The following is a 22,585-nucleotide window of genomic DNA, read 5'->3' on the forward strand; positions in this document are numbered from 1 at the left end:
ATCTGGAAGCTTCTTTTTTTATATATTCAAAATAAGTCCCATCACTCATGAGGACATGACGGCAGCCCCTGTTCATTTCATCCTCCCATGAATCTCCACTTGTAAATCCAATAGAAGCCCTCCACCATAAGGAAGCCCCTCGTCTGACCCTTACCTTTCAGCCATCCTCATTGAAACCCTGTTCTTTTTACTACTATAATATAGGATGCCGTAAAAAGAACGTCGTAATTCCAAGTACGGCCTAATGTTGATGATCAGGGGGCAGGAAGATGAATAGCCAAATGAAAAACACGAACGATAAAATCAAACGCATAGGGATATTTTTATCTGAGAACAGCACAAAAATCGCTCAGGTGTCTCTATCCTCTCAAAACTTCGAAGATACTTATGATTTAAAAGGAAGAGAAGAACAATTTCAAGTATCTATAAAGACCGTTTCTTCTTTGATCCAGCAAATCGGAATCCATTTAGCGGAGAAGGACGAGCGTAAAGAATTAAAATTTTTAAGTGAAATTGAAGCCGGTGCAGCTGTAGAGAATCACCAGCTGATTACTACCGTATTAAGCTCCCTCCCGTATTTCGAGAGAACGTTATGGACATTCCTGGACGATGAATGCAACCAATTAAATTTCACCGCATCCGAAGTCATTCAGTTGAACCAATCGTTAAATCCATTAATCGGTTCCTTCATTTATAACTTCGTTTCGACGTATGTAGAACAGAATGAAGAACAAAGGGAAACGATCAATAACAAATTAAATGAGCTTTCCATCCCTATCATACAAGTATATGAACACATAGGTGTCTCTCCCATTATCGGGGAAATAGATGAAGAAAGAGCGCACCTCATGAGGGAAACCTCCCTGGCTGAAACAAAGAATAAAGACCTTACACATCTTATTATCGATTTATCAGGAGTCACATCCATCAATACATTTGTAGCTCAGCAGTTGAATCATACAATTGAATCCTTGAAACTGATGGGTGTTCAAGTGATTTTGACCGGTTTGAGCCCATCGATATCCCTCTCGCTCGTGGAACTAGGGATAAAGCTGGATCACACAGCGGTCAAGAACAGTCTTCATCAGGCATTATCCGATTTGAATTTATTCAAGTAATAGCTCAGACCACTCTGAAGAAAGGCGTTTACTGCATACCCCTTTCTTTTTTTATCCCCATACTGTCCTTTATTACGATTACTTCAACCTGAAAAAGGGGATGGAAAGCAGCAGGAGGTTAAGTCAAGAATTCATCAAATAAAAAGGGGTTGAATCGATGTCTAAAAGAAACATTTTCACATACTTTTCGATGACGAAAAGGGAAAGAAGAAACGAATTGAATCAAACATTATGGCTGATGCCGGCCCGTTACATAGGAATAGCCATTGTTCTATCAGCGGTCAGTGTGTTTTTGGATACATTTTTAGATGTTCATCAATACCTTCCACACGCCATGACGTTTAACGGGACCACCGTCAGGCTTCTGGTCACAACACTCATAGGCGGTGTGCTTACTCTGAGTGCCTTCACCATTAACTCCTTGCTTGTGGCTTTGACCACTCTCAGCGGGCAGTTCTCTTCCCGTATGATTTTGAACTTCATTAGTGATTCCGCCACTCAGCATGTCCTTGGTATTTTCAATGGCAGCTTCATTTATGTTTTATTGAATATTATGTATTTAAGCAACAGCAGCAATGAAGCATACTTTGTCATTCCATTCCTTTCCGTACTCGTAACCTTCACGGCGGCCGTTACATTTATATACTTTGTCAACCATACGTCTACGTGGCTTCAGGTACATAACATAACGTCGAATATGAAACAGACCACAACCTCTACCATTCGAACATCCTTAGTGGAAGAGATTGGTGAACACAGAATTAAAGGAGATAATTATCGGGATGAAATCACCGACACATCCGAACCCACTGTCGTACTTGCTGCGAAGTCCGGTCATTTACAATCCGCCAACTTCCCAAAAATAATCGAAGAGGCCCGGAAAGATGATGCAGTCATTGCACTAAGAGCCTCTATAGGTCAATACATTTTAGAGAACACCCCTTTACTAGAGTATTGGCACCACGGAGAGCACTTGGATGTAGAAAAGTATAAGGAGCTTGTTCGTGTGGAGGAGAAAAAAACCGAGATCCAGGACTTGGAATTCGGTTTGGAGAAATTAGTAGAGGTATCAGTGAAAGGATTGGGAAACAACGATCCACTAACTGTGAATAATACGCTGTACCAAATCACAGACCTGCTAAAAGAGATTGGAAACGCGACAAGCTTTTCCCCTATTCTTGTGGATGATACCCAGCATGTTCGATTAAAGTTAAAATACGACGGATTCGACTATTTCTTATTTAAAAGTTTTGGATATATACGAGAATATGCAGGCCAAAATTCAACCGTAATCATCACAATATTGGAAATGCTTCATCTTCTGGCCCAATCGATGGAACCGAATGTTCAGAAAGAAATCTGGTCATTTGCTGAACAAACGATAAAAGGGTATCCACACCCTCTGTATGAAGCCGATGCCCATTTCATTTTAAAAAATCTTAAAGCTCTAGCTGCTCAGACCCAGCATTCGGAAAATTACTCCAGACTGGAAGAGACTTTATTACAAAAAATTCACTCCTGAACATTTGATGATTTTATCAGAAACATCGTTATCCTGTTTTTACAACCGTTTCCTATATAGTAAAAGCCCTTTGGACTTCAACCAAGGGCTTTTTTTATGGAATAACCGTTCCCGCGGGTGTTTCCGTGTCTCCCCCCCTTTATAACAGATTATATATTCCGAAATCTCATGGTGAAAGGGGATGGGTAAGGCCACCACTTATACAGCACCTGTTTTGAAAAGGCTCTGGTTACTTTCATTTAAGCTGCGTGCATACATAATCAGCATGGATATATGAAAGTAAGGGTATCCTAACCGCAATGATTGTATGTAAGGAGCGGAACAATGGCTAAATCTAAATGGAAGACCATCTTCCCCGTTACTCTGTTCATCCTTTCCTGGCTGTCGGCTTTCCTGCTTGGCAGACGTACCTTTTTCAGGTATTTACCGATCGCCAGCTTTACGAGTTTGATCATCAGCGTCCTCAGCGTCGTGTCGAATCAGAGGAAATGGTGGGAGAACAAAAACCCCCTCTCCCCCGGACCTGTGGATTACACGTATAAAATCGGTCCGTTCTTCCTGGCAACCATTTGGATTTTCAAATTCACCTATGGGACATTCAAAAAGTATGTACTGCTGAATGCGCTTTTAAATATCATCAATGCTTATGCATTAGCAGAGATCTGGGAGCGGCTCGGGTTATTCAAATTGAAAAAAATCAATCATACGATCTGGTATGTCATCTGCGTTCATCTATCCATCATCATATACGGCGTACAGTTCTTGATGGAAAAAGCCATTAAAAACAGCGGTAAATAAAAAACAGGTGAGGCTGCAGCCCCACCTGTTTTCGTTGTTCCTCTATACCGTTACACTTCCTCAATGATTTCCGCCTGATCCAGTCTTGATTTCGGCAGATCCGCGTTAAAGTCTGTGGATGTACGGTAGCCGAGAGATACAACTACGCTGGACGTGAATCCTTTTTCACGGAGATTGAACTCCTCATCCAATGCCTTCATATCCATGCCTTCCATCGGAACAGCATCGATGCCAAGCTCAGCCACACCAAGCAGGAAGCTTCCTACATTCAAATAGGTTTGCTTTTCAGACCAGTGATAAAGATCCTTCACATCATATTTGTGGGTATCCACAAACATTTTTCTTACGTTATGGTTCATCTCTTTGAATTTCTGTTCAGCAAATCGGCCGTCCTGGTCCTCTTTTTCACTGATATGATGCAGGAATTCATCGGTAATCTCTGTTCTTGTTGCGAAAACGACAACAGCTGAAGCGTCCAGTACTTTTGGTTCGTTGAAGCTGAACATTCCTTCTGCCCCTTTAGCTACACGCTTTTTTCCTTCTTCTGTCGCTGCCAGGATGAAATGCCACGGCTGGACATTTGTAGAAGATGGGGCCAGCTGCAGCATCCCTTTGATTTTTTCTATATCTTCAGTTGAGATTTTTTTCGACTGATCGAATTCCTTTGTTGAGTATCTTTGATTTAATGCTTGAATCGGTTCCATTCCAATCGTCTCCTTTGAATATAATGATTTTATTACTCTCTCTATGGTTTGTTTAAAGCACCTGAAAATTTCATGCAGACCGGGATTTGTTACAGCCGGTATATATCGTTCACAATAAATCCGGCTGAAAAGGTAAAACGGCTTCCGCCTATAGAGCTCATTCAAAGTAGAGCTGTCATCAACATCCGCCCATTGGATACAGAGGGTCTCTGCTTTCTCTCTTTCCGAGGCCCATTCCAATACCAAGGCTTCACAGGCGTCCCGCTGTCCGTTCCCTCCGAACTTTCGATCGTCCCTATGATGGTTTCACCCGCACGCTTCCCTCCTTGAATCTGGTTGGTTTCGGTGATGCAGACCTAGCATAGCACAGCACTCAAGGCCACGTAAGTATGCACATTTTTGTGGCATGGTACCCTTTTTTATACCTTGGAAATTAGTGAAAACGATCACATAGAAGCTGAATCATACCGACCACCACCATATAACTAAACCAGGAGAGCGGAATCTTTATTCCCCCCCCTTTATACACACCTTCCATTTTATTACACCGATCATTTTTCCTAAATAATAAATAACTTCCATTTCTATGTGCTTTTTACGTTTATAGGAAATCGAGATGGGTATATTCTCTATGTAACAAAAATAAATGAAAAGGGGTTTTTTGAAATGGCAGATCGTTATAAGACTGGAGAAAAAGCACCTGAAAACGGCACATACGAATTTGACGGATTGGTAAACGGCGGGAACGATGCGGATGTAACGGAAGATGAAAAACATATTGAACTGAGCAACGGAGATACATTCCCGCCAACGCGCTCCAATAAGGACGCTGCTTATTGGAAGAAAGCCAAGTAAACCATAAGAAAACCCTCCAGATTTGACTGGAGGGTTTTCTTATGGTTTTTATTACAGAATCCTTTACAATATTAAAGGAATATTTCAAAACACATCGAGCTGTTCCTTTCTATCCAGATCCATGAGACAATGTTATATAAATATAGTAAATAAACCTGTTGATATTGAAAGGCTGAGCAAAGATGTTCCTTATAGAACGCACACGGAATGGGAAAGTAGAAACATTAAAAGATTCAAGCAGCCATCTGACTAAGACCTTCGCGACCCTCTTGGAAGCGGAAACGTTCTGTACTAAACTGAACCGGGTCATCGATTCAGATAAGCAGTGGAAGGTAAAGGAAAGCAGGTTTGTCTGAGAAAGCGGTTGAAAGACGGCTTTCTTTTTTATGGCGTTATGGAAGGATATCAATTAAATAGTGGATGTATCAATTTTTTCTGAGATATATCAATTTTTTTTGAGATATATCAATTTTTTCTGAGATATATCAATTTTTTTTGAGATATATCAATTTTTTCTGAGATATATCAATCAAAATCCAAATATATCGATGAAACCCCCAATATATCAGTCCATTCCCTTGACGATTTTTCCTCCCACCCTTTAAATGAAAGAGAAAGGGGGAGCACGACTATGAATACGATCAAGGTCCTAAAATGGATCACCGGCAGTATAGAGTTTATGGCCATTGTCCCCGTTTACGGATTGGTTTTAATCTTTATTCCTTATTCGTTCACGGTAATGGCAGCCGTTCATTTGCTTGTCCTTCTACTCGCAAAAAAAAGCGGCCTCCCTATCGCAGGAAACCTTGTCGGGATAGCCGCTTCTCTTATGATTTTCTACACACCATGGGACTGGTTCTTTCATCTTATCGCAGCGATTCTGCTTACACGGGAAGCCTCGCTTATGAAGCGTTCTGCCGTCGATTAGTCAACGGTATTCTTCAATGCTTGATCCTGATGATGGCGTTCGATGGCGAGATCCAGCAGCTTCTCAATCAGCTTCGAATAAGAAATACCGCTCGCTTCCCACAGTTTTGGATACATACTGATTTTAGTAAAACCGGGCAGCGTGTTCACCTCATTGATGATCAGCTCCCCATTTTCTTTCAGGAAGAAGTCCACCCGTGCAAGCCCCTGACATTCCAGAGCTTCAAATGCCTGGATGGACTGGATCCGGATATCTTCCATAACGGTCTCATCCAAGTCGGCCGGGATTTTCAGTGATGCCCCGTTTTCATCTATATACTTCGTCTCATAGGAGTAGAAGTCGCTGTTGGGCAGCACTTCCCCGGCTGTAGAAGCGGCGGGCTGCTCATTTCCGAGTACAGCACACTCGATTTCCCTGCCTTCGATACACGCTTCGATCATCACCTTGTGGTCATACTGGAGCGCTTTGTCCAGGCCTTCTTTATACTCTGCTTCTGTCCTGATTTTGCTGACGCCGACGGATGATCCTTGATTCGCCGGTTTAATGAAGAAAGGAACACCAAGGTTGTTCTCGACTTCTTCAAAGGATGGGGCGCTTGATGCCGACCGCTTCACGGTAAACCAGTCAGCGACTAGAAATCCGGCCGATTGCAGCAGCTTTTTTGTAATGTCTTTATCCATGCACACCGCGGAGCTTAGTACATTGGGGCCGACGTAAGGAAGATTGGCCATCCGTAGCATTCCCTGTACACTGCCGTCTTCTCCGAGCGGACCGTGGAGAATCGGAAAGATGACATCCAGCTGTTCTAATGCTTCTGATCCTGTTACCGGAATCATTTGATCCCTCTCCCGCCCCGGGACGACTGCGACGTTTTTGTTGGATTTATGGAGCGCGATTTTATCCGGATGGTCTTCATTCATTAAGTATTCCTCCGGACTGCTTAAATGCCACTCTCCCTGCTTATCAATACCGATCAACGTCACTTCATACCGTTCATGGTCCACGGCTTCCATGATGTTTTTCGCGGACTGAAGCGACACTTCATGCTCCGAGGATTTCCCGCCGAACAACAGGCCTACTTTTATTTTTCCCATGATTTTCGTCCTCCCTTTTCCTGACATTTCCTTCTTCTTTATCATATCAAAAAAACGGGAGGGTTCATGACTTTCCTGAGATTCATTGATAAAGGTCCAGAAGCCCCTGTGCTCTTGCTTTAATCTTTTCAATGAGCGCTTTAGGCTCTATCACCTTCACTTGACTGCCGAAGCCTGTGCCAAAACCGACCGCTTCTTCTTCTGTGTTGAACAGCAGGGACTGCTCCACCCAGCCATCAGCCTCTAAACGTCCTTCTCCATCCGGTGTGGCAAAACGCGGAGTAAAAAAGATGCGGCGGTAGGCCTCCGGTGAAACGCGGAGTGTAACAGGATACTTGGGGAGGTTGCGTGTGAACTGTTTTTTAGACTCTTCCCAATAGGAAGCCAGATGAAAGTCCACAGGTCTTTCGAACGTTTCTTCTGTTTCAGTTACCGTTCGGATCCGCGCGTGTTTATAGTTCCGGTACTCTCCCTGATCATTCAGCGCAGCCACGTACCATTGGTTCGCCTTGGCAATCAGACCGAGCGGGCAGATGGTTCCCTCTGTCACCGTTCCATCAGCTTTTTCGTAAATCATTTGAACCCTTTTCTCCTCCATGACCGCTTTTTTCAACATATCCAGAGAAGGACCTGTCTCCTCGCCCCGTTCTTTCCATGTTCCCATATCTACATATATCCGGGACCATACATTCCGCGCCATCTCTCTGGAATGTTCCGGCAGTGATAAAAGCAGCTTCTGCATCCGGTCGTCCCCGCCATCATCCATGTGGAGATCCTGTATGATTTTATCTGCTGGTGGAAGAAATAAAGCCAGCATCTCCTGCTCCTTCAGCCAGCTGAGCTTCTGTTTCCAATGATCGACGAGTCTCCATCCCCCCGCTCTTCCTTTCTCTGCATACACCGGAAGTCCGGCAGCACTCAAGGATTCCATATCACGGTGGATGGTCCGTTCTGATACTTCCAACTCCTCAGCCATCCGTCGCGTCGTCACCGTCTGTCCATGTTGGAGAAGCAGAAGGATTTTCATCAAACGTTCTGCTCTCATAAAAAAATCCCTCCCTTTTTTAAAATATGACACTCTTTGTCATACTTTAAAGATAGGATAAAGATAACGCAAAAGAAAGGATGATTCCATGACCCTGAACAATACAATCGCAGTTGTCGCAGGAGCCACAAGAGGCGCTGGCAGAGCCATGGCCGTCAAGCTCGGAGAAACCGGGGCTGTCGTTTACGTCACCGGACGGACGACAAGAGAAGAACAGTCCCCGATGGAACGGAAGGAAACGATTGAAGAAACTGCGGAACTTGTTACAAAAGCCGGCGGGACAGGCATCCCGGTCAAAGTCGACCACACGAAAGAAGAAGATGTTCAAAAACTTTTTCAAAAGATTGAAGAGGAACAAGACGGAAAACTCGACATCCTCGTCAATGATATCTGGGGCGGTGACCCGCTGACTGAATGGGGCAAAGATATCGCGGAACATGATATGACCAAAGGGCTGCAGCTCCTGAATCAGGCTGTGAAGGCTCACATCATTACGGCACATCATGCTGTACCGCTGATGAAAAAGAACCGCTCCGGTTTGATTGTAGAAATAACGGATGGCACCGACTACAATTACCGCGGCAGTTTCTATTACAGCCTTGCCAAAGTCTCGAACATCCACATGGCCGCAGCGATGGCGGAGGACTTGAAAGGCTTTGGCATTACCGCTGTTTCGTTGACACCGGGATTCCTCCGTTCCGAAGCGATGCTGGAACACTTTGGTGTGACAGAGGAAAACTGGAAGGAGGGCGCCGAGGTAGACCCCCACTTCATCGCCTCAGAATCGCCGGCTTACATTGGAGAAGCGTTGAAACATCTCGTACTCGATCCGGATGCCGCCCGGTTTAACGGACAGGCACTGAGTACATGGGGCCTCACGGACGTTTATGGATTTAAGGATGCGGACGGCACTCAGCCGCACTGGGGCCGGCACTTTGAAAAGTATGTAAAGGAATAAAAAAAGGCACGATCCCGATCTGTCGGTGATCGTGCCTTCTTTCTTACTCTGGATGGTGCATTTACAGGTTCTTCTCTTTAAATGTGCGGTGCAGTTCCCGTGACTCGACCTCTTTAATGATGGACGAGCCCGTTGTCTGTTCCTCGTCCATCCACTGCCATTGTTCATGCAGCTCCAGCTGTCCGTCTTCGTTGATGTGCGGCACAGACCGGCACTTTCCTCCCCTGATTTCATGATCGGTGTTGATATGGTTGTATCTGAATTCAAGCGTATCATCGTCATGGACAAGGCCAATCAGGCGCCCTTTGATAATATCTCCACCTGCATAATCCGCATAAAGGATGCGGCCCTCCTGGTAATACGTAAACTGCGTTTTGGACGAAACTTCTCCACCTGGGCTGTTTTCAACGGATACAAACGTACGGTTATGATAGTTGACCAATGCATTCCCCTCCTTTTCCCATCACTGATACCTGCTCATTCCGCTTTCAAAAGCCGCCCTGTCCCCATAGTTCAGACCGTAGAGCGCCTCCTGCAAAGCAAATGTCTGTTTATAGAAATGGGCACGCTCAAACATCTGCGCCCCGCCTGGATACAGAGACCATGCCTCTTTAACAAAAGATTCGCCGTAGCCGGCCAGAAGACCTGCAAAATCATAGGCAGGATCGCCGATGCCTGTTTCGCCGAAGTCTATCACACCTGTGACCTGCCTGCCCTCTTTATCCCAGAGCAGGTTGGACGGACCGAAATCTCCGTGAATAAGCGTCGTGGAAAACGTAAACCGTTCCTGCTCAAAAAAAGTTTCGAACGTATCTTTCACCTCTATCCTGGAAGAGCCGCACATGAAAGGAAACAATCGGTGCTGGATGTCTGCATATAACGTTTCAAGGCCAGCTTTTATCTGTGCCGCTGTCGTCTTCTCCACTGTCCTACGATCGGTCGGTATGTTGTGAAGTCTATAGAGGAACGAGGACAACTGTCCTGCGATGTGTTTCTGCAACGACTCCTCCAGTCTTTCCATATCCGCAGGCCACAACGGCTCTCCTTCGATCCACCGGACGCCCGAAAAAATATTCTCCGGCGCCTGATCATCCAAAAACCTGTATGCAGGTTCAGGAATAGGAAGAGGGAGCTTCCCTTGGATATGATCAAGGACGTGCGTTTCCCGAATGAGCTTCTGAACCCCTTCCTTGTATTTCGGAAAGCGGAACACATACTTCCCATTGATGACGTAGACATCATTGTTCTGACCATGCTCATATCTTTCCATAACATGCACAAACAAACCAGGACAGTGCTGGTGAATGATGTCCGCTTTCTCTTTTTTCTGTAAGTTACGCAGCACTACAGGAATTTCCTCTAATCCGGTAATCACAGCATCAGCTTCTGCTGTTTTCCAAAGCGGGTTTTTCTTCCAAACGGTTTTCATGCCGGCTTTTGCTGCTGCCTGGACATCTTTTTCCGGATGATCGCCAACAAATACACAGGCTTCCACCGGCACTCCCAGACGGCGGGCTGCCCTTTGAAAAATGGCTGCATCAGGCTTTTTTACGCCTTCAGATTCGGAGATAAGAATGTCCTTTATATAAGTATCGATTCCGAGTGCCTGGATGTTGTCCATTTGAAAGGGATGGCGTCCATTTGTCAGGATTCCGAGCTTCCACCCATTGCCTTGCAGCCCATCTAACAGTTCGATGAGAAAAGGAAAGGGTACACAAGAATCTTGAAAATGTTTCAAATAGTCGTCCAGCAGTTCTTCCCACGCTGCACCTTTGATATCAAATTCCTCGATCAGCTGCTGATAGACAACATCTTTCCAAACGTATCCGTGGTCATCCAGTTCGATAAACCGCTGCACGTAGGTTTCTTTAGGAATGATGCTGAGCGCCTCCTGCCATCTCTCATACTGCCCGGTGATAAACGTCCGTACAGAAGCGTCCCGGTCAAGCAGCGTGCCATCCAGATCAAACAGGACTGCCTGCATCAGCCATCCCTCCGCTCGTTCACATATTCCTGAAACCCCTTCAACGCTTTGGAGAACGCCTCGTTGATTTCCTTTTCATCGATGTTCATCATCCTTCTATCTTTCATCACCCAGTCCCCCTCGACCATGACGTGCGCCACATCCTCGTCCCTCACTTGGAACAGCAGGTTGTGCAGAGCAGTGGAAAATTGTTCGTTCTCAAAAAAAGTGTTTGTATATTCATTTTTTCTGATGAACACAAGATCCGCTTCAAAGCCTTCTTCGATCCGGCCCAGCCTGTCCTGCATTCCATACGCGGCCGCGCCGTTCTCTGTTGCCATCTTCCACACGTCTACGGCGGAAAAGCGGTCGACCGGCTGGTGGATTTTCAATCCGTAATACACCATCTTCATAAGATCCCACATATTCGTGTGGACGAAATCGGTGCCGAGAGAGACGTTCACCCCTTTTTCAATCATAAGAGGAACATCCGCCACCCCTGCCCCGGTGTCGAGGTTGGATAACGGACAGTGCACAACGGAACTTTCCTGATCTGCAATGATTTCAATATCTTTTTCTGATAGATAGACGCCGTGAAAAAGGACGGTCTCCTCATCCAGCAGGCCGCGCTCCTGATAGAGCTCGACGCTGGACCGGCCGAACGCCTCGTAAACAAGGTCGTGGCGCCACTTGTTTTCCATGCAGTGGGTCATCCGGACCGCCTTGTACGCTTCGTTCTCATCTTGCAGCTTCAGCAGTTCCTCTTGGGTCAGGTCTTCCTCTTCCAGCAAGTGCGTTCCGAACATCACTCGTCCGTTGATGTTGTTATGATACTCTCCGATTTCTTCATATGTATCTACGATTCCCCTGATCCCGAGGCCGTTCACCGCTTCACTCAGCTGCCACGGAGATGGGCCTGGATCCGAGTCGCTCACGAAGGTTATCCCGCTTTTCACCATTTCGATGTAACTCTTCTGCGCCACCTTATAGAAAAGCTCCCGGGACATATAATGATCCAGATAATCAAAAAACAGCTGCTGGATGCGGCCCTGGTCAGAATCCCCAGCCCAGTCCTGAATAGCCATCTCTTTCATTAACCCGGCTGCTAAAGGGGAATAGCTGTGAAAGTGGGCATTCACTAATCCAGGCACAATGATATACTCCTCACAATCCATTACTTCTTCCTCCTGAGCGTCAGGTTGAAAGGTGATTTTCCCGTTCACAATGCGAAAACCGCCCCTTTCTAAATACCCTTCCGCATTCAAAAAAACAGCATTTTCAAGCTTCATCTTCTTTCCCGCCTTTCCTATTTAATGGATGAACAGGGCAAAAGAGATCAACACCGACCCGAGGGCGAGTGTTTTGATAAACTGCCTGGATGCTTTGATGTATCGGTATTCAAACCAGACCTCAATCGCTGTCATGATAACAAGAAAGCTGACCCAGAATACCCTTAGATAAAAGGTGGAATCCAAGGAGAGCACAAGCCAGAGCAGACTTACAAAAACAACGGCCGCCCCACCTCTCACCCATTGATAAGCTTTTTTTCCTGATGTTTCATGCACATACCGGGTCTTCTTTAACCCCAACAGCTTTTTCAACACAAAATCCATGGCAATGACGAGTACAATCCCGCTAACGATAAAAATCCATAGATTCACAGCATTCATTCCTTTCCTGTATTCTCCTTACTCTGCTGCTCCTTTATCACTACTTTTAAAAGAGATTTCACTTCCTCTATATCCCTCTCCTGCTTGCTCATCTTTTTATCCATATAACTTACCGTAAAGACGACATATAACAACAAAACTAAGCCTGCAAGGACCAAAAATCCACCCATCATCATCACCTACTCCACCGTCTGATTCGCTTTGATCACAAGGTCGCCGACGCCCATGGCCGTGAATCCATTCAACAGACCAAACCATGGAAGGACGGATCCTCCCCCGCCTGAAAAAAGCATCACAATCGCAGCGACCGCACTAAAAAACACAAAAAACAATCCTAAAACAAATACAATCCGTCCGACAATCACAACATATGTCCCTCCATCTTTCTTTTCATCATCAGGTTATCTTTCTTTGTATGTATGTCGTCCATTCCGAACAGAAGCCGACCTGCCTTTTTAAGATCACCCGCCCCTTTTTTCCACGAATAAAAGAACCAATGTCGCCAGCGGACCTAAGAGGAGCGATAACAAAAACCAGTTCAATCCTGTCCGATTTTTCCCCTGAGCGAGGCCGGCGTTGATCAAGGCGAGTGTTCCCCACCCGACGGCGTATGAGTTGTCCATGTTCCCTCTCTCCTTATAAGAATCATCTACATTTTCCAGCCTGTTTCCATCGTAACATGGATCAGCCATGGTCCGGGGCGTCATTTCCATACGCATGTTAAGCGACCATCTAAAAAACCGTCTCTGTCTGTGAACAGACAGAAACGGTTCTTATTTACGAAATCTGTGTTTTCATCCGCATGGTTTCATAGTTTTCGACCACTTTTTTCATATACTCATACAGGTCTTCTTGAAGCTCCTCACGTTCAAGAGCAAGATCAATCGTGGTCTGGACAAACCCCAGTTTCTCCCCTACATCATAGCGGCGCCCTTCCATCTCCCAGGCATGGACAGAGTGGATGGTATTCAGCCGGTCAATGGCGTCCGTCAGTTGGATTTCCCCACCCGCTCCGATTTCGTGGCGGTCCAGGAAGGCGAATATTTCAGGTGTCAGGACGTAGCGGCCGATGATCGCCATATTGGACGGAGCCGTTCCCGGTTTCGGCTTTTCAACAAAGCCTTCCACGTCATACCACCGTCCTTGCTGGGCAGCCGGCTGGATGATCCCGTATTTATGGGTCTCTTCCATAGGTACAGCTTTCACACCGATAACAGGGGACTGTGTTTCTTCATAAATATCCATCAGCTGGCGGATGCCCGGTCTTGCACTGCGCATAATATCGTCACCGAGAAGCACAGCGAACGGCTCGTCCCCGATGAAGTGGCGGGCACACCAGACCGCATGACCCAGTCCCTTCTGCTCTTTCTGCCGAATGTAATGGATATCAGCGAGGTTGGTCGTGTAACGGACTTGATCCAGCAGTTTCTGCTTGCCTTTATCCAGCAGCGTTTTTTCCAATTCGAAGGCCGTGTCAAAATGATCCTCGATCGACCGCTTCCCTTTTCCTGTCACAATAATGATTTCTTCGATACCCGCTTGAATGGCTTCTTCTACAATGTATTGGATGGTCGGCTTGTCGACAATCGGCAGCATTTCCTTCGGCTGCGCTTTCGTAGCTGGAAGAAACCTCGTTCCAAAACCCGCGGCTGGAATAATCGCTTTTTTCACTTTCATCCTAATGTCCTCCTTTATTTCAAGTGGTTATGCTGTATGTCTTCCACGAAGCGTCCAGATTTGGTACGCCATCAACAATGAGGTATAGATGGTAAGTACGGTTAAGATCACCCAGCCTGTGTCGAGATAAGGGTATACCGCTTCCTGTACAGGGGTACTTGTCAGGAAGTCACGGTAATGGAAGGCGAGATAAACGAGCACTCCGACAGCGGCTGCGATGCCGACCAGACCTTCCGCCAGTTTACTCCGTGTTGTTCCTCTTTCCGCACTGTACTGGATCGCCCACCCATCTTTTTTATGGGCGGAAAGCTTGCCGAGCCAGACATGGGAAAAGGTCACAAAGTTGACCCACAAATACATCTCAGGACTGATCAATAACCCGGCGAGAATCACGTCAATGGGTCGGTGCATCGGTGTTTTCAAGGCAAGAATCGTATTCAGGACAGAAGCAAGGATGATCGGGGTCAGCCAGATCCACGCCCAGAAGAATTGATCGGTTGCCACCGATACGGTCAGAAGGCTGATGAACAACAGACGGATCATCAAATCGATGAAGGTTTTAATCTGGGAACGCCAGATTTTCGAACGGTGTTTCGATTTCACGCCGATGTCGCTGTTGGTCAGAAGTTCGACCGTCCCCCCCTGCCATTTGTTCCGCTGCTGACGGAAGGTGTGGTAGGAACGCATCGAGTCTACGAAGCAGCGGGCTTTAGGGCTGATAAGTGTTTTCCATTTTTTCTGGATCTGCCAGGTTAACAGCATATCCTCCACATCACTTTCATCCTGCCACGGGCCATCGAGTTTGTTTTCCTCAATAATATCCTGGAGAGCTTCCGGGCGGAACAGTGTCGCCTGTCCTCCGAGAACATAGGTGCTCCCACCACGGTACTGAAGATCGAGCAGCCAGCTCGCCATATCCTGCTTCTGCTGATGGGTCCACCAACGCGTGATCGGACCGCCATATTGGCCGCTTGCAATCATTTCTTCATAATGAACATCATCTTTAGAAATCAGGCTTTTCTTTTTCGGCATCCGCATCGTATACTTCGCCATCACCCCGCCGATGTTCCGGGCGCTCATCAAGCCTTCCCAGAGCTGCGTCAAAGCATCCGGGGCAAGGCGGCTGTCGGCATCCATCCCGAGGATCGCCTTGACCGAGGTTTTGTAAAACTCCTCATAAACGCTTGGTTTCTTATCGTAGAGGTCCAGAGGATCACCGTAGATGCTCTTCCAGGCAGCGTTTAAGGCGCCTACTTTGCGCTGCTTGTTATTGACGGTCGTCAACACTTTCAAGTTCAGGTTGAATTCTTCCCCTGCAGCGAGCGCAACTTCCTCTGTCCGGTCTGTACAGTTGTCGGCGATGACAATAACATCAAGCTCCACGTCCTTTGGCAGCGTCTGATCACCGAGGCCGGCCAGGCAGTCGCGGATGGACTTTTCTTCATTGTGGGCGGGAATGAATGCTGTAATTCTCGGTTTCATGTACGTATGTTTGACGCCGTGGATATTCAGCGTCGGCCGGTCATCCTGAACAGACGGGATGGATACCACATTTTCCATTCGATTACCTCCATTGGTTCGCTCCGCAGTCCTGTAGGACACTCTCAGCAGAACGTCTCGTTCTTTTTCGTTCGTTTTAACGAATGATTGTGTTCATTATAAAATGCTTTTTTCAAATAGAAAAGTTCTATATTCACGGGTATTCCTTTATAACGAACAAAAAACCAATGTTTTTTTCAATTTCCCTCCCATTTTTAACTAATTTCACGTATTTAGAACAAACGAACTAATTCTTTTGATGCATAAAAAATACCCCGGTGCATCCACCGGGGTTCGTTCATAACTAAAATACAATCCTATAAGGCCAGGTTCCTTCCATAGGTCTGACAAAAAAGCAGAGGTCATCAGCCTTCGTCTCAGCCCTTCGTTTTCACGGATGATCAAGGACTGCTGATGAAGCGGATGATTTGAGCTGCACATGACGTGTTCCAGCTTTCAGGAAGAAAAAGAAGCTCTTTCAGCCGGACTTACCTATGTAATCCCAAGCGTGCACCGGCTGCGTCCAGCTATTCTTCCGGACGTGCTTCCTCATCTATGTTTCCCTTTACAGCTTTGCTTCCCTAAAGGAAGAGCTACTGGATTTTGCGCATACGTCCGTACCCACTATAAGGGTTTGTTTTCGCACGGAAATACTGGCGGGCACCGTGATAGGTCGTATACCACAAACCATTGATAATGGAATACTTTCCTTCGCTTTCTTTCTGATAACAGACCGGGTGAAATGATGAACCAAACACTTGATCTTTCACCTCAATAATGCCGAGCCCATTCTTCTCATCTTTCCAAATGGCTACTATCTGTTCCACCCTTCCACCCCCTGAAATGTAATGACGAGAATAATTATGCCAAATTCTTCACATCCTGGCAATCCTTTTTTTCAGAAAAATCGCAAATTATTAGAAAAGGATCCCATAAGAACAGATATTCCCCGCTTTCCAATTTCTGTTTACCACTCACCAGAAAGGGTAGATGAGAAGAAAAGGAAGGGGAGGATGTTATGAAAAAGAAAACGAAAGCCATCCTTATAGCTCTCGGAGGCTTGGTTATGCTTGGGTTTATTGTTTTTGAAATCGTTCAAGGTGACATTGGATATACGACGTTCAAAGACATCGGGGTTGTGGCTGTTATTGCTTACGTTGTGTACACGTTTTTTTCAAAGAAACAGAAGAGTGAGATATAGAAAAGGAGCTGCCGACAGGCCGCTCCTTTCTCAACTTCCCCTATAGATGAAAGATCTGCTTCTCCATGCGCACGTCTGCCCACATCCGGCCCTGCCAGTACGTGAAATCAGCCTGCTGTGCCAGTTCGCTGTACCCCATTTTTTCGTACAGCCGCCGGGCTCTTGTATTGTATTCAAATACGCCGAGTTCAATCCTCTCCAACCCGGCTTCCTTGATTTTTTCCTCTATATGAGCCATGGCGAGAACACCAATCCCCTTCCCACGCCCTTCAGGTTCACCGATTGTAATGCCGATCCACGCCGACCGGGGTGTTTTTTTGAAAAGGTGTGGAGGGTCAATCATGTAATTCACCTCGCCGACAAGCTTTCCATCCTCATAGATCAGAAAAATCGTATGGTCGCTCAAGCGTTTTTCCAAGTCCGCCAGTGTCATAGAGCTTCGGCCGGACAGCTCTTCGGCATTTTTGTTGGGACGGATCAGCGGAATCAGCTGATCATCGTTGTTCCAACGGTTGAAGGCTGCGACGTGTTCCTCGGTGGGAACGGTTAGTTTTTCAAAGGTCGTTGTCATTGTTCTGTCCTCTCTGGAACGGGTTCTTCAAGATACCAGTCGAACCAGCGGCCGTGGCCGTCCGTCGCTCCAATCGTATGGGTTTCAATTCTCCCGTCCTCATACACATCCATATGAAGATCGGAGTCATTCATATGGTTATAGATATGAAACACCTGTCGGGTTCCGCTGATTTCCACGAGGCGTTCATGAAGTCGTGTCTTGACTTCAACCGGCATCTGATTGGCCACATGGGTGTGGAAGATGCACAACGCCTGATCTTCCGGTATCCGTCGAGCCAGTTCAGGGAGAACCTCCACCCCATCCCCCTCGTAGAAATCCGGCGGGTTCAGGCGCAGTTCCTGCACGGCCTGCTCCAGATGCTCCCGCCTTTGGTTATGTTCCGGCCAGATGAGCGCCTTCAACCACAGCATCGTCTCTTCATGGGTCACATCACAAACGTGCAGATCCACTCCGATCTTTTCCTTAATGACCGGCGGCTGATGCATAAAACCCGGCAGCTTCCCGTGACGGACCTCTGAATTAAGATGCAGCTGGGAGCGGGCACAGCCATAGATCGTATCCCTGCCATAACTGTACGAATACCGGTCAACAAGCAGCTGAAGGCCGGCACTCGTGCCGATTTCGATCAGGCCGAGCGGACGGTTCGTACGGGCTGCGATGTGGCAGAAGACAGGGTAAAGGTAGGCACACCGGCGTACTTCATTCGTCTGCACACGCTTCTCCCGAATGAGCTTTTGTATGTCATGTTCATATAAAAAAACAAATTCCCGAAAAACCGGATACGCCTGCTCTTTCGGCTTGGGAACATTTGTAAAAGTCGGATAAAAGGAGTGCAGCGGATGCTCATTCCTTATCATTAAAAGGTAATGTACAGCCCCCAGCAGCAGGTTTGGCACAGGTTGCCCAGCCGGAGCCTGTGCTGCCAGCTGAAGGATTTCTTTGTCTTCAGCAATCTGTTCAGCCAGGTGCTGGTACAGTGGACTTGACCCGTCACACTCCTCCTCAGCAAACTGATAGAAACGTTCAGACATGGATGACACAGACATTCTCCTCTCTACGTTTTCACTCTTTTATACTATCTTAGCATAAGGTTATACCCACTATTCACATGAAAGCGTTTGATGTTGAAAAGTTAAGAAAACAGTGTTAACAAAGGAAAATGCTAACGACATACTAAACGCAATGTCATATCAATAGCTGCAGCTGCCATCAGGTTGTTGAAGTGGTCACGTTCCGCTTATCGGTGGATGCGTGCCGCGGGCACGGCTTCAGCTAACTTGGTCAGGAAAAGCACCTGTCCAAGTGGATCTTCAGCTCGTGCTGTTCCCGCAGGCGTCACCACCGAACACTCCCCGTGACCGCCATATAAAGAGACCTTGAGGGATGACATCTATTAAACAAAGGGGCATTCCTCAAGGTTCTTACGGCTGAGAGTGAGTGCAAGGGAGTCTATTTGTATTCCAGAAGGTGCGCAGACGATTCCACTCCTGCGGAAAAACGGACGGACGAGACCCCACAGGGTGGTTTTCCCGAGGAGGCTCGGACGTTCGTCCGCGGAAAGGGAATCGTCGGAGCACCTGAAGGTACAACCAGTACATAAGGGTGGGTGTTTAATTCCTGACCTTCTCCATCTCCACTTCCCCGGCCTGTTCACGTACAATGGAAAAACCCGCTTTCTTATAGACCGTCACTGCGGGTTCATTTTCCACGGAAACAGTGAGGATAATTGAACGAATCCCCTCATACTGTCGAACACCAAAAGCGATGCCTTCACGGACAAAGGTCTCTCCAAATCCCCGCCCGATCCACTCAGGCTTCAGGGCGAGTCCGATTTCCAGGAACTCTTTCTTTTGAGTAAACTCGAACAACCCCACCGTTTTTCCATCGAAAAGAGCGGCATAACCATCACAGCCGCCAGGGCCCTTCAGTATTCCGTCTCTGTTGTACGATTCATAATACGGGATCATCATTACTTGCTCGACGAACCCTTCGTAATCCCAGGTGTCAATCTCATCCACCAGGTCCATAGTCAGAGGGACAAATGTAAACATCATTCCATTCTCTCCTTTATATTAAACGATAAACTTCGTAAACCAGGCAATGTAATGAGCTCCCGGAATAAACAGCAGCTGGGCAAGCAGTGTTCCAAGCAGCCGGGATGTAATCATAAGCAGAGATACGTTCTTCAGCTGGCTGTAGCTTCCGCGCTTTTGGATGACATCATCCGCCATCACTGAAATTTTCGGATCCACAAACACGACAAGCAGAATGGTCGCCACACCGTTGATCAAACCGGATGCCATGATTGCTGTTGAAGCTCTGTCCGGAGCCAGAAGCGCGGCATAAAGCGCAGAAAGGACTCCAATCGTATAAATGGAGGTCACCAGCATATTGACGAAAAACAAGCGCTTCGGAATGTTGGATAACGAAAAGCCCTTTAAGTAACTCCGCTTTGGAAGCGCGAACAGATGCAGGCCCCGCTTGAAATAATCCTTCGTTGTAAACGTCTTTAACAGCACCGGAACAGATCCGCCATTGTTGGATAAATGGACGATGGCCCGTGAAAATAAAGCAATAAACGTAGGTAACAGCACAATGCCGGCCAGTGTCCCCACCGTCGACGCTCCGATGATGATTCGATATTGATCTTCAACAAAAGCCAGCGTATTCTCAACCGGCGCAGCATCAATCAAACTGCCGGTAAACGGCTGCTGCATCATGTTGGCCATCCTGGAAACGATGACCATCAAATTAAACAAGGCAAGAGCCGAGGCGATCCGCCCCACTCTTGCCCCTGACATCCGCACTGCGTAGGCCAGCGTTTCAATGGTATGGATGACTAAAATGAACAAAGCTATGTAGAGCACTTTCTCCGTGAACACTTCCATTCGACAACCATCCTTTTTGTTGACATGCGAACCTTTCGAACGGGCTTGACCATAAAAAAAGAAACACCTCAGCTGGAGATGCATCTTTTTTCAACAGGTTTTCTTGTCAGTTCCGGGTCCTTCCTTTTCTAATCGGACTCTGTTCCGGCGGGTCTTCGGGAATCTGCAGGCGGCTGGGATGGCTTCTGTGGTGCCCTTCCCTTTTAATGTCCACAAACACCATCAACATCACGACGAGGAGCAGCGTACCGCCCCAAAGAAGATTTTCAATCAATGAGATCCCCCTTTTATTGTCCAAAACCTGTTACGTGCAGCCCGGCATTGCTATCCTTTACAAAAAACTGCTGCGCCTTCTTTACGTTAAAGAGCGTTCCCGCTCGATTTATTTTCGAAACAGGGAAAACAGCTTTTCCCAAGGACCTTTGGTATTTTTTACGGTGACTTCCAGACGACGGTTGAAATCATTCTGCGCCTGCCATTCCTGCTTTTGTTCCGCACGCATCGTCTGAAGCTCTTCTTTCAACAGATCGCTTTTTTCCTTTTCTCTCTCCAGCATCTCTTCATACTGCTGCTTCTGATCCTCCATCATCCGGTCAAGCTTCGTATGGGTTTTCTGTGAAAAGTTACCGACACCTGAACTGATGACGTGGTGATCCTGCTGCAGACGGGAGACCGTGTTTTTCAGCTCGGCCATGTCCTGCTTCAATTGGACATTCATTTCCCTTGAGGCGGCAAGCTCTCCTGCCAGCAGTTTGAGGAGCTCCTCAGTTTGACCGGGATTTCCAAGAGCAGAGGAATATGTATCCGATACAGTCAGCGCCGTTTCTGTGTATCCCTTCAATTTCTCCTTCTGTTCCTCCACGACGATTCTTGCCTGTTCATCCTGTGGCAGGTCCGTATCGCGGATTTCCTTTAAGGCTTCTATATCCGAGGCGACGAAGATCCGCCTGTCACCATCTTTAAAGAACTCGTATCCGTTCCGTTCAAGAATCTGCCCATAACGACGAACAGTAGTAGTTGCGATCCCTACTTCTTCAGCCACTTCTTTCGTTGAAAAAGCGCGCTCATTCGGTTGTATATCGTGTCGCATGCAGGGCCTCCTTTTCTTCTCCAGTATTGTCCAAGAACGACCGGAAACAAAGGCACTGTTCCCGTTTTCTCTCTTCCTCTATTATACATGGATGAAGGCCCTTTGTGGTTTACGGAAGTATTAAATCGCAGGATTTTTACCGCACCGGCTGATGAATCTCTGTTTCCAAGTATGTACTCAAATCCTCTGCACTGCTGAATGTGACCGGGTATCCATAGGATATCGGTGTCTCTCCCTGGTTCGTTTTTTTCCGGAACCGGCGGAGCGATGTATTATGGACGGGCAGCCAATCGGCCCTTTCCTCCACCCTGTCCGGGTCCCTCACAATCGTGATCTCCTTATTCATCAATAAATAGATGACTTCACCTGTGCTTCGTTTTTCAAATTCCATGGATTTGGTTGTTTCATAGGACATCACAAAGTCCTGCTTGAAAAAAGCCTGTCTGCATTCTCTCATTTCCTTCCCCCCTCTCGATATTTCTTCCATTATTTCAGAAGGCGAAAAATAAAACAATTTTTTCCTTTTCGCGCGAACTTTTCTCCTTCCTCATTGGTATAGTTGTTAGAAGAGATCAAAGGAGGATTTGGAATGGGCATCGGTTTTATCATTTCGATGGGTATCATGTTTGTCTGGTTGGTGGTCATACTGTCTGTCACGATTCCGATGGAAAAGAAGTACATCGTCCGCAGCAACGGGAAAATTGATTACAAAAAAACGGAGCTCTTTTTACGCTGGAATGTTTTTGATACCTTAACTGTCGTTTTGGCGGTTTATACGATCATCTGTGTACAGGTTCTCAACGTGATGATCAGTTCAGGCGCGACCGTTGAAAATCCTTATGTGCAGTTTTTTACGAATCAGGCACAGGCGTGGACGATTGTCGTTTTCCTTTATTTATTCAGCCGCCTCAGCCGGACGTTGAAGTCTGTCCGTGCCCGGATGGGTGAAGCTTCGTGAACC

28 protein-coding genes are annotated in these 22,585 nt (G+C 46.8%); 8 read left to right on the forward strand and 20 right to left on the reverse strand.

Translation table 11 applies throughout. The annotated features are described in order from the left end of the window. The first annotated feature begins 269 nt into the window (after positions 1-269). The 3 genes from ACXADP_RS13925 to ACXADP_RS13935 all read left to right on the forward strand — a co-directional run bounded on the left by ACXADP_RS13925 (position 270) and on the right by ACXADP_RS13935 (position 3,438). On the forward strand, positions 270-1,118 hold the full coding sequence (locus ACXADP_RS13925; RefSeq protein WP_474968051.1) for an STAS domain-containing protein: 849 nt from the start codon (positions 270-272) through the stop codon (positions 1,116-1,118). Positions 1,119-1,275: 157 nt separating this feature from the next. Next, positions 1,276-2,640, forward strand: a complete 1,365-nt coding sequence (locus tag ACXADP_RS13930) for a DUF2254 domain-containing protein (protein WP_474971736.1) — start codon at positions 1,276-1,278, stop codon at positions 2,638-2,640. A 324-nt stretch (positions 2,641-2,964) separates the two neighbouring features. After that, the gene (locus tag ACXADP_RS13935; protein ID WP_474968049.1) at positions 2,965-3,438 is read left to right on the forward strand and encodes a hypothetical protein; all 474 of its coding nucleotides are present in this window, start codon (positions 2,965-2,967) and stop codon (positions 3,436-3,438) included. Between the two features lie 50 nt (positions 3,439-3,488). Here the strand turns inward: ACXADP_RS13935 and nfsB are convergent, their stop codons facing one another. After that, entirely contained in the window at positions 3,489-4,142 is a 654-nt protein-coding gene (gene nfsB / locus ACXADP_RS13940) for an oxygen-insensitive NAD(P)H nitroreductase (protein WP_474968048.1), read from the reverse strand. 666 nt (positions 4,143-4,808) lie between these two features. Here nfsB and ACXADP_RS13945 point away from each other — a divergent pair. Both ACXADP_RS13945 and ACXADP_RS13950 read left to right on the forward strand, forming a co-directional pair. Beyond that, on the forward strand, positions 4,809-4,997 hold the full coding sequence (locus ACXADP_RS13945; protein ID WP_027953719.1) for a YjzC family protein: 189 nt from the start codon (positions 4,809-4,811) through the stop codon (positions 4,995-4,997). Positions 4,998-5,628: 631 nt separating this feature from the next. Next, the gene (locus ACXADP_RS13950; protein WP_474971737.1) at positions 5,629-5,925 is read left to right on the forward strand and encodes a hypothetical protein; all 297 of its coding nucleotides are present in this window, start codon (positions 5,629-5,631) and stop codon (positions 5,923-5,925) included. Here ACXADP_RS13950 and ddlA read toward each other — a convergent pair. Next, entirely contained in the window at positions 5,922-7,019 is a 1,098-nt protein-coding gene (ddlA, locus tag ACXADP_RS13955; RefSeq protein ID WP_474968046.1) for a D-alanine--D-alanine ligase, read from the reverse strand. The two genes, ACXADP_RS13950 and ddlA, sit on opposite strands and share 4 nt — an antisense overlap. Before the next feature lie 82 nt (positions 7,020-7,101). Then, positions 7,102-8,064, reverse strand: a complete 963-nt coding sequence (locus tag ACXADP_RS13960; RefSeq protein WP_474971738.1) for a helix-turn-helix transcriptional regulator — start codon at positions 8,062-8,064, stop codon at positions 7,102-7,104. 88 nt (positions 8,065-8,152) lie between these two features. On the opposite strand from ACXADP_RS13960, the gene ACXADP_RS13965 reads away from it, so the two are divergent. Beyond that, entirely contained in the window at positions 8,153-9,022 is an 870-nt protein-coding gene (locus ACXADP_RS13965) for an SDR family oxidoreductase (RefSeq protein ID WP_474968044.1), read from the forward strand. Between the two features lie 61 nt (positions 9,023-9,083). Here ACXADP_RS13965 and ACXADP_RS13970 read toward each other — a convergent pair whose 3' ends face one another. The 10 genes from ACXADP_RS13970 to ACXADP_RS14015 all read right to left on the reverse strand — a co-directional run bounded on the left by ACXADP_RS13970 (position 9,084) and on the right by ACXADP_RS14015 (position 16,698). After that, entirely contained in the window at positions 9,084-9,464 is a 381-nt protein-coding gene (locus ACXADP_RS13970; RefSeq protein WP_474968043.1) for an avidin-fold protein, read from the reverse strand. Positions 9,465-9,485: 21 nt separating this feature from the next. Then, complete coding sequence (locus tag ACXADP_RS13975; protein WP_474971739.1) at positions 9,486-11,006, reverse strand: HAD-IA family hydrolase; 1,521 nt, start codon at positions 11,004-11,006, stop codon at positions 9,486-9,488. Further along, the gene (locus ACXADP_RS13980; protein WP_474971740.1) at positions 11,006-12,274 is read right to left on the reverse strand and encodes an amidohydrolase family protein; all 1,269 of its coding nucleotides are present in this window, start codon (positions 12,272-12,274) and stop codon (positions 11,006-11,008) included. The genes ACXADP_RS13975 and ACXADP_RS13980 overlap by 1 nt, the downstream gene beginning before the upstream one ends. A gap of 21 nt (positions 12,275-12,295) precedes the next feature. Next, positions 12,296-12,655, reverse strand: coding sequence for a DUF4181 domain-containing protein (locus tag ACXADP_RS13985; RefSeq protein WP_474971741.1), 360 nt, complete (start codon positions 12,653-12,655; stop codon positions 12,296-12,298). After that, positions 12,652-12,825 (reverse strand): hypothetical protein, encoded by a 174-nt coding sequence (locus tag ACXADP_RS13990; protein ID WP_474968039.1) that lies wholly within the window; start codon positions 12,823-12,825, stop codon positions 12,652-12,654. Before ACXADP_RS13990 ends, ACXADP_RS13985 begins: the two co-directional genes overlap by 4 nt. 9 nt (positions 12,826-12,834) lie before the next feature. Then, positions 12,835-13,020 (reverse strand): hypothetical protein, encoded by a 186-nt coding sequence (locus ACXADP_RS13995; RefSeq protein WP_474968038.1) that lies wholly within the window; start codon positions 13,018-13,020, stop codon positions 12,835-12,837. Between the two features lie 96 nt (positions 13,021-13,116). Beyond that, positions 13,117-13,278: a hypothetical protein gene (locus tag ACXADP_RS14000; RefSeq protein WP_474968037.1), complete on the reverse strand. Its 162-nt coding sequence runs from the start codon at positions 13,276-13,278 to the stop codon at positions 13,117-13,119. Between the two features lie 154 nt (positions 13,279-13,432). Further along, a complete protein-coding gene (gene galU / locus ACXADP_RS14005; protein ID WP_474968036.1) occupies positions 13,433-14,332 on the reverse strand; it encodes a UTP--glucose-1-phosphate uridylyltransferase GalU in 900 nt (299 codons plus the stop codon). Between the two features lie 27 nt (positions 14,333-14,359). After that, positions 14,360-15,892, reverse strand: a complete 1,533-nt coding sequence (locus ACXADP_RS14010) for a glycosyltransferase family 2 protein (protein WP_474968035.1) — start codon at positions 15,890-15,892, stop codon at positions 14,360-14,362. 572 nt (positions 15,893-16,464) lie between these two features. Further along, positions 16,465-16,698, reverse strand: coding sequence for a hypothetical protein (locus ACXADP_RS14015; RefSeq protein ID WP_474968034.1), 234 nt, complete (start codon positions 16,696-16,698; stop codon positions 16,465-16,467). A gap of 191 nt (positions 16,699-16,889) precedes the next feature. Between ACXADP_RS14015 and ACXADP_RS14020 the strand changes: the two genes are divergently transcribed. Further along, positions 16,890-17,072, forward strand: coding sequence for a hypothetical protein (locus ACXADP_RS14020; RefSeq protein ID WP_160835093.1), 183 nt, complete (start codon positions 16,890-16,892; stop codon positions 17,070-17,072). Between the two features lie 40 nt (positions 17,073-17,112). On the opposite strand, the gene ACXADP_RS14025 is transcribed toward ACXADP_RS14020, so the two are convergent. The 7 genes from ACXADP_RS14025 to ACXADP_RS14055 form a co-directional block, all read right to left on the reverse strand. Continuing rightward, positions 17,113-17,643 carry a GNAT family N-acetyltransferase gene (locus tag ACXADP_RS14025; protein WP_474971742.1) on the reverse strand — a complete coding sequence of 177 codons (531 nt, stop codon included), beginning with the start codon at positions 17,641-17,643 and terminating at the stop codon, positions 17,113-17,115. Beyond that, positions 17,640-18,692, reverse strand: a complete 1,053-nt coding sequence (locus ACXADP_RS14030) for a DUF2332 domain-containing protein (RefSeq protein ID WP_474971743.1) — start codon at positions 18,690-18,692, stop codon at positions 17,640-17,642. Before ACXADP_RS14030 ends, ACXADP_RS14025 begins: the two co-directional genes overlap by 4 nt. Positions 18,693-19,256: 564 nt before the next feature. Beyond that, positions 19,257-19,700: a GNAT family N-acetyltransferase gene (locus tag ACXADP_RS14035; protein WP_474971744.1), complete on the reverse strand. Its 444-nt coding sequence runs from the start codon at positions 19,698-19,700 to the stop codon at positions 19,257-19,259. 18 nt (positions 19,701-19,718) lie between these two features. Then, on the reverse strand, positions 19,719-20,534 hold the full coding sequence (locus ACXADP_RS14040) for a lipid II flippase Amj family protein (protein ID WP_027953702.1): 816 nt from the start codon (positions 20,532-20,534) through the stop codon (positions 19,719-19,721). Between the two features lie 106 nt (positions 20,535-20,640). Continuing rightward, positions 20,641-20,808, reverse strand: coding sequence for a hypothetical protein (locus ACXADP_RS14045; RefSeq protein ID WP_474968028.1), 168 nt, complete (start codon positions 20,806-20,808; stop codon positions 20,641-20,643). 108 nt (positions 20,809-20,916) lie between these two features. Continuing rightward, positions 20,917-21,624: a MerR family transcriptional regulator gene (locus tag ACXADP_RS14050; protein WP_027953701.1), complete on the reverse strand. Its 708-nt coding sequence runs from the start codon at positions 21,622-21,624 to the stop codon at positions 20,917-20,919. A gap of 136 nt (positions 21,625-21,760) precedes the next feature. Then, complete coding sequence (locus ACXADP_RS14055) at positions 21,761-22,081, reverse strand: hypothetical protein (RefSeq protein ID WP_474971745.1); 321 nt, start codon at positions 22,079-22,081, stop codon at positions 21,761-21,763. Positions 22,082-22,213: 132 nt separating this feature from the next. On the opposite strand from ACXADP_RS14055, the gene ACXADP_RS14060 reads away from it, so the two are divergent. Beyond that, positions 22,214-22,582 carry a group-specific protein gene (locus ACXADP_RS14060; protein ID WP_206931945.1) on the forward strand — a complete coding sequence of 123 codons (369 nt, stop codon included), beginning with the start codon at positions 22,214-22,216 and terminating at the stop codon, positions 22,580-22,582. Positions 22,583-22,585: the final 3 nt, after the last annotated feature.

The organism is Halobacillus sp. AWH4_228 (assembly GCF_056158365.1).

Coding starts and splice junctions, on each gene's coding strand:
- ACXADP_RS13925 (WP_474968051.1), top strand. CDS start 270: ATGAATAGCCAAATGAAAAACACGAACGATAAAATCAAACGCATAGGG.
- ACXADP_RS13930 (WP_474971736.1), top strand. CDS start 1,276: ATGTCTAAAAGAAACATTTTCACATACTTTTCGATGACGAAAAGGGAA.
- ACXADP_RS13935 (WP_474968049.1), top strand. CDS start 2,965: ATGGCTAAATCTAAATGGAAGACCATCTTCCCCGTTACTCTGTTCATC.
- nfsB (WP_474968048.1), bottom strand. CDS start 4,142: ATGGAACCGATTCAAGCATTAAATCAAAGATACTCAACAAAGGAATTC.
- ACXADP_RS13945 (WP_027953719.1), top strand. CDS start 4,809: ATGGCAGATCGTTATAAGACTGGAGAAAAAGCACCTGAAAACGGCACA.
- ACXADP_RS13950 (WP_474971737.1), top strand. CDS start 5,629: ATGAATACGATCAAGGTCCTAAAATGGATCACCGGCAGTATAGAGTTT.
- ddlA (WP_474968046.1), bottom strand. CDS start 7,019: ATGGGAAAAATAAAAGTAGGCCTGTTGTTCGGCGGGAAATCCTCGGAG.
- ACXADP_RS13960 (WP_474971738.1), bottom strand. CDS start 8,064: ATGAGAGCAGAACGTTTGATGAAAATCCTTCTGCTTCTCCAACATGGA.
- ACXADP_RS13965 (WP_474968044.1), top strand. CDS start 8,153: ATGACCCTGAACAATACAATCGCAGTTGTCGCAGGAGCCACAAGAGGC.
- ACXADP_RS13975 (WP_474971739.1), bottom strand. CDS start 11,006: ATGCAGGCAGTCCTGTTTGATCTGGATGGCACGCTGCTTGACCGGGAC.
- ACXADP_RS13980 (WP_474971740.1), bottom strand. CDS start 12,274: ATGAAGCTTGAAAATGCTGTTTTTTTGAATGCGGAAGGGTATTTAGAA.
- ACXADP_RS13985 (WP_474971741.1), bottom strand. CDS start 12,655: ATGAATGCTGTGAATCTATGGATTTTTATCGTTAGCGGGATTGTACTC.
- ACXADP_RS13990 (WP_474968039.1), bottom strand. CDS start 12,825: ATGGGTGGATTTTTGGTCCTTGCAGGCTTAGTTTTGTTGTTATATGTC.
- ACXADP_RS14000 (WP_474968037.1), bottom strand. CDS start 13,278: ATGGACAACTCATACGCCGTCGGGTGGGGAACACTCGCCTTGATCAAC.
- galU (WP_474968036.1), bottom strand. CDS start 14,332: ATGAAAGTGAAAAAAGCGATTATTCCAGCCGCGGGTTTTGGAACGAGG.
- ACXADP_RS14010 (WP_474968035.1), bottom strand. CDS start 15,892: ATGGAAAATGTGGTATCCATCCCGTCTGTTCAGGATGACCGGCCGACG.
- ACXADP_RS14020 (WP_160835093.1), top strand. CDS start 16,890: ATGAAAAAGAAAACGAAAGCCATCCTTATAGCTCTCGGAGGCTTGGTT.
- ACXADP_RS14025 (WP_474971742.1), bottom strand. CDS start 17,643: ATGACAACGACCTTTGAAAAACTAACCGTTCCCACCGAGGAACACGTC.
- ACXADP_RS14030 (WP_474971743.1), bottom strand. CDS start 18,692: ATGTCTGTGTCATCCATGTCTGAACGTTTCTATCAGTTTGCTGAGGAG.
- ACXADP_RS14035 (WP_474971744.1), bottom strand. CDS start 19,700: ATGATGTTTACATTTGTCCCTCTGACTATGGACCTGGTGGATGAGATT.
- ACXADP_RS14040 (WP_027953702.1), bottom strand. CDS start 20,534: ATGGAAGTGTTCACGGAGAAAGTGCTCTACATAGCTTTGTTCATTTTA.
- ACXADP_RS14050 (WP_027953701.1), bottom strand. CDS start 21,624: ATGCGACACGATATACAACCGAATGAGCGCGCTTTTTCAACGAAAGAA.
- ACXADP_RS14055 (WP_474971745.1), bottom strand. CDS start 22,081: ATGAGAGAATGCAGACAGGCTTTTTTCAAGCAGGACTTTGTGATGTCC.
- ACXADP_RS14060 (WP_206931945.1), top strand. CDS start 22,214: ATGGGCATCGGTTTTATCATTTCGATGGGTATCATGTTTGTCTGGTTG.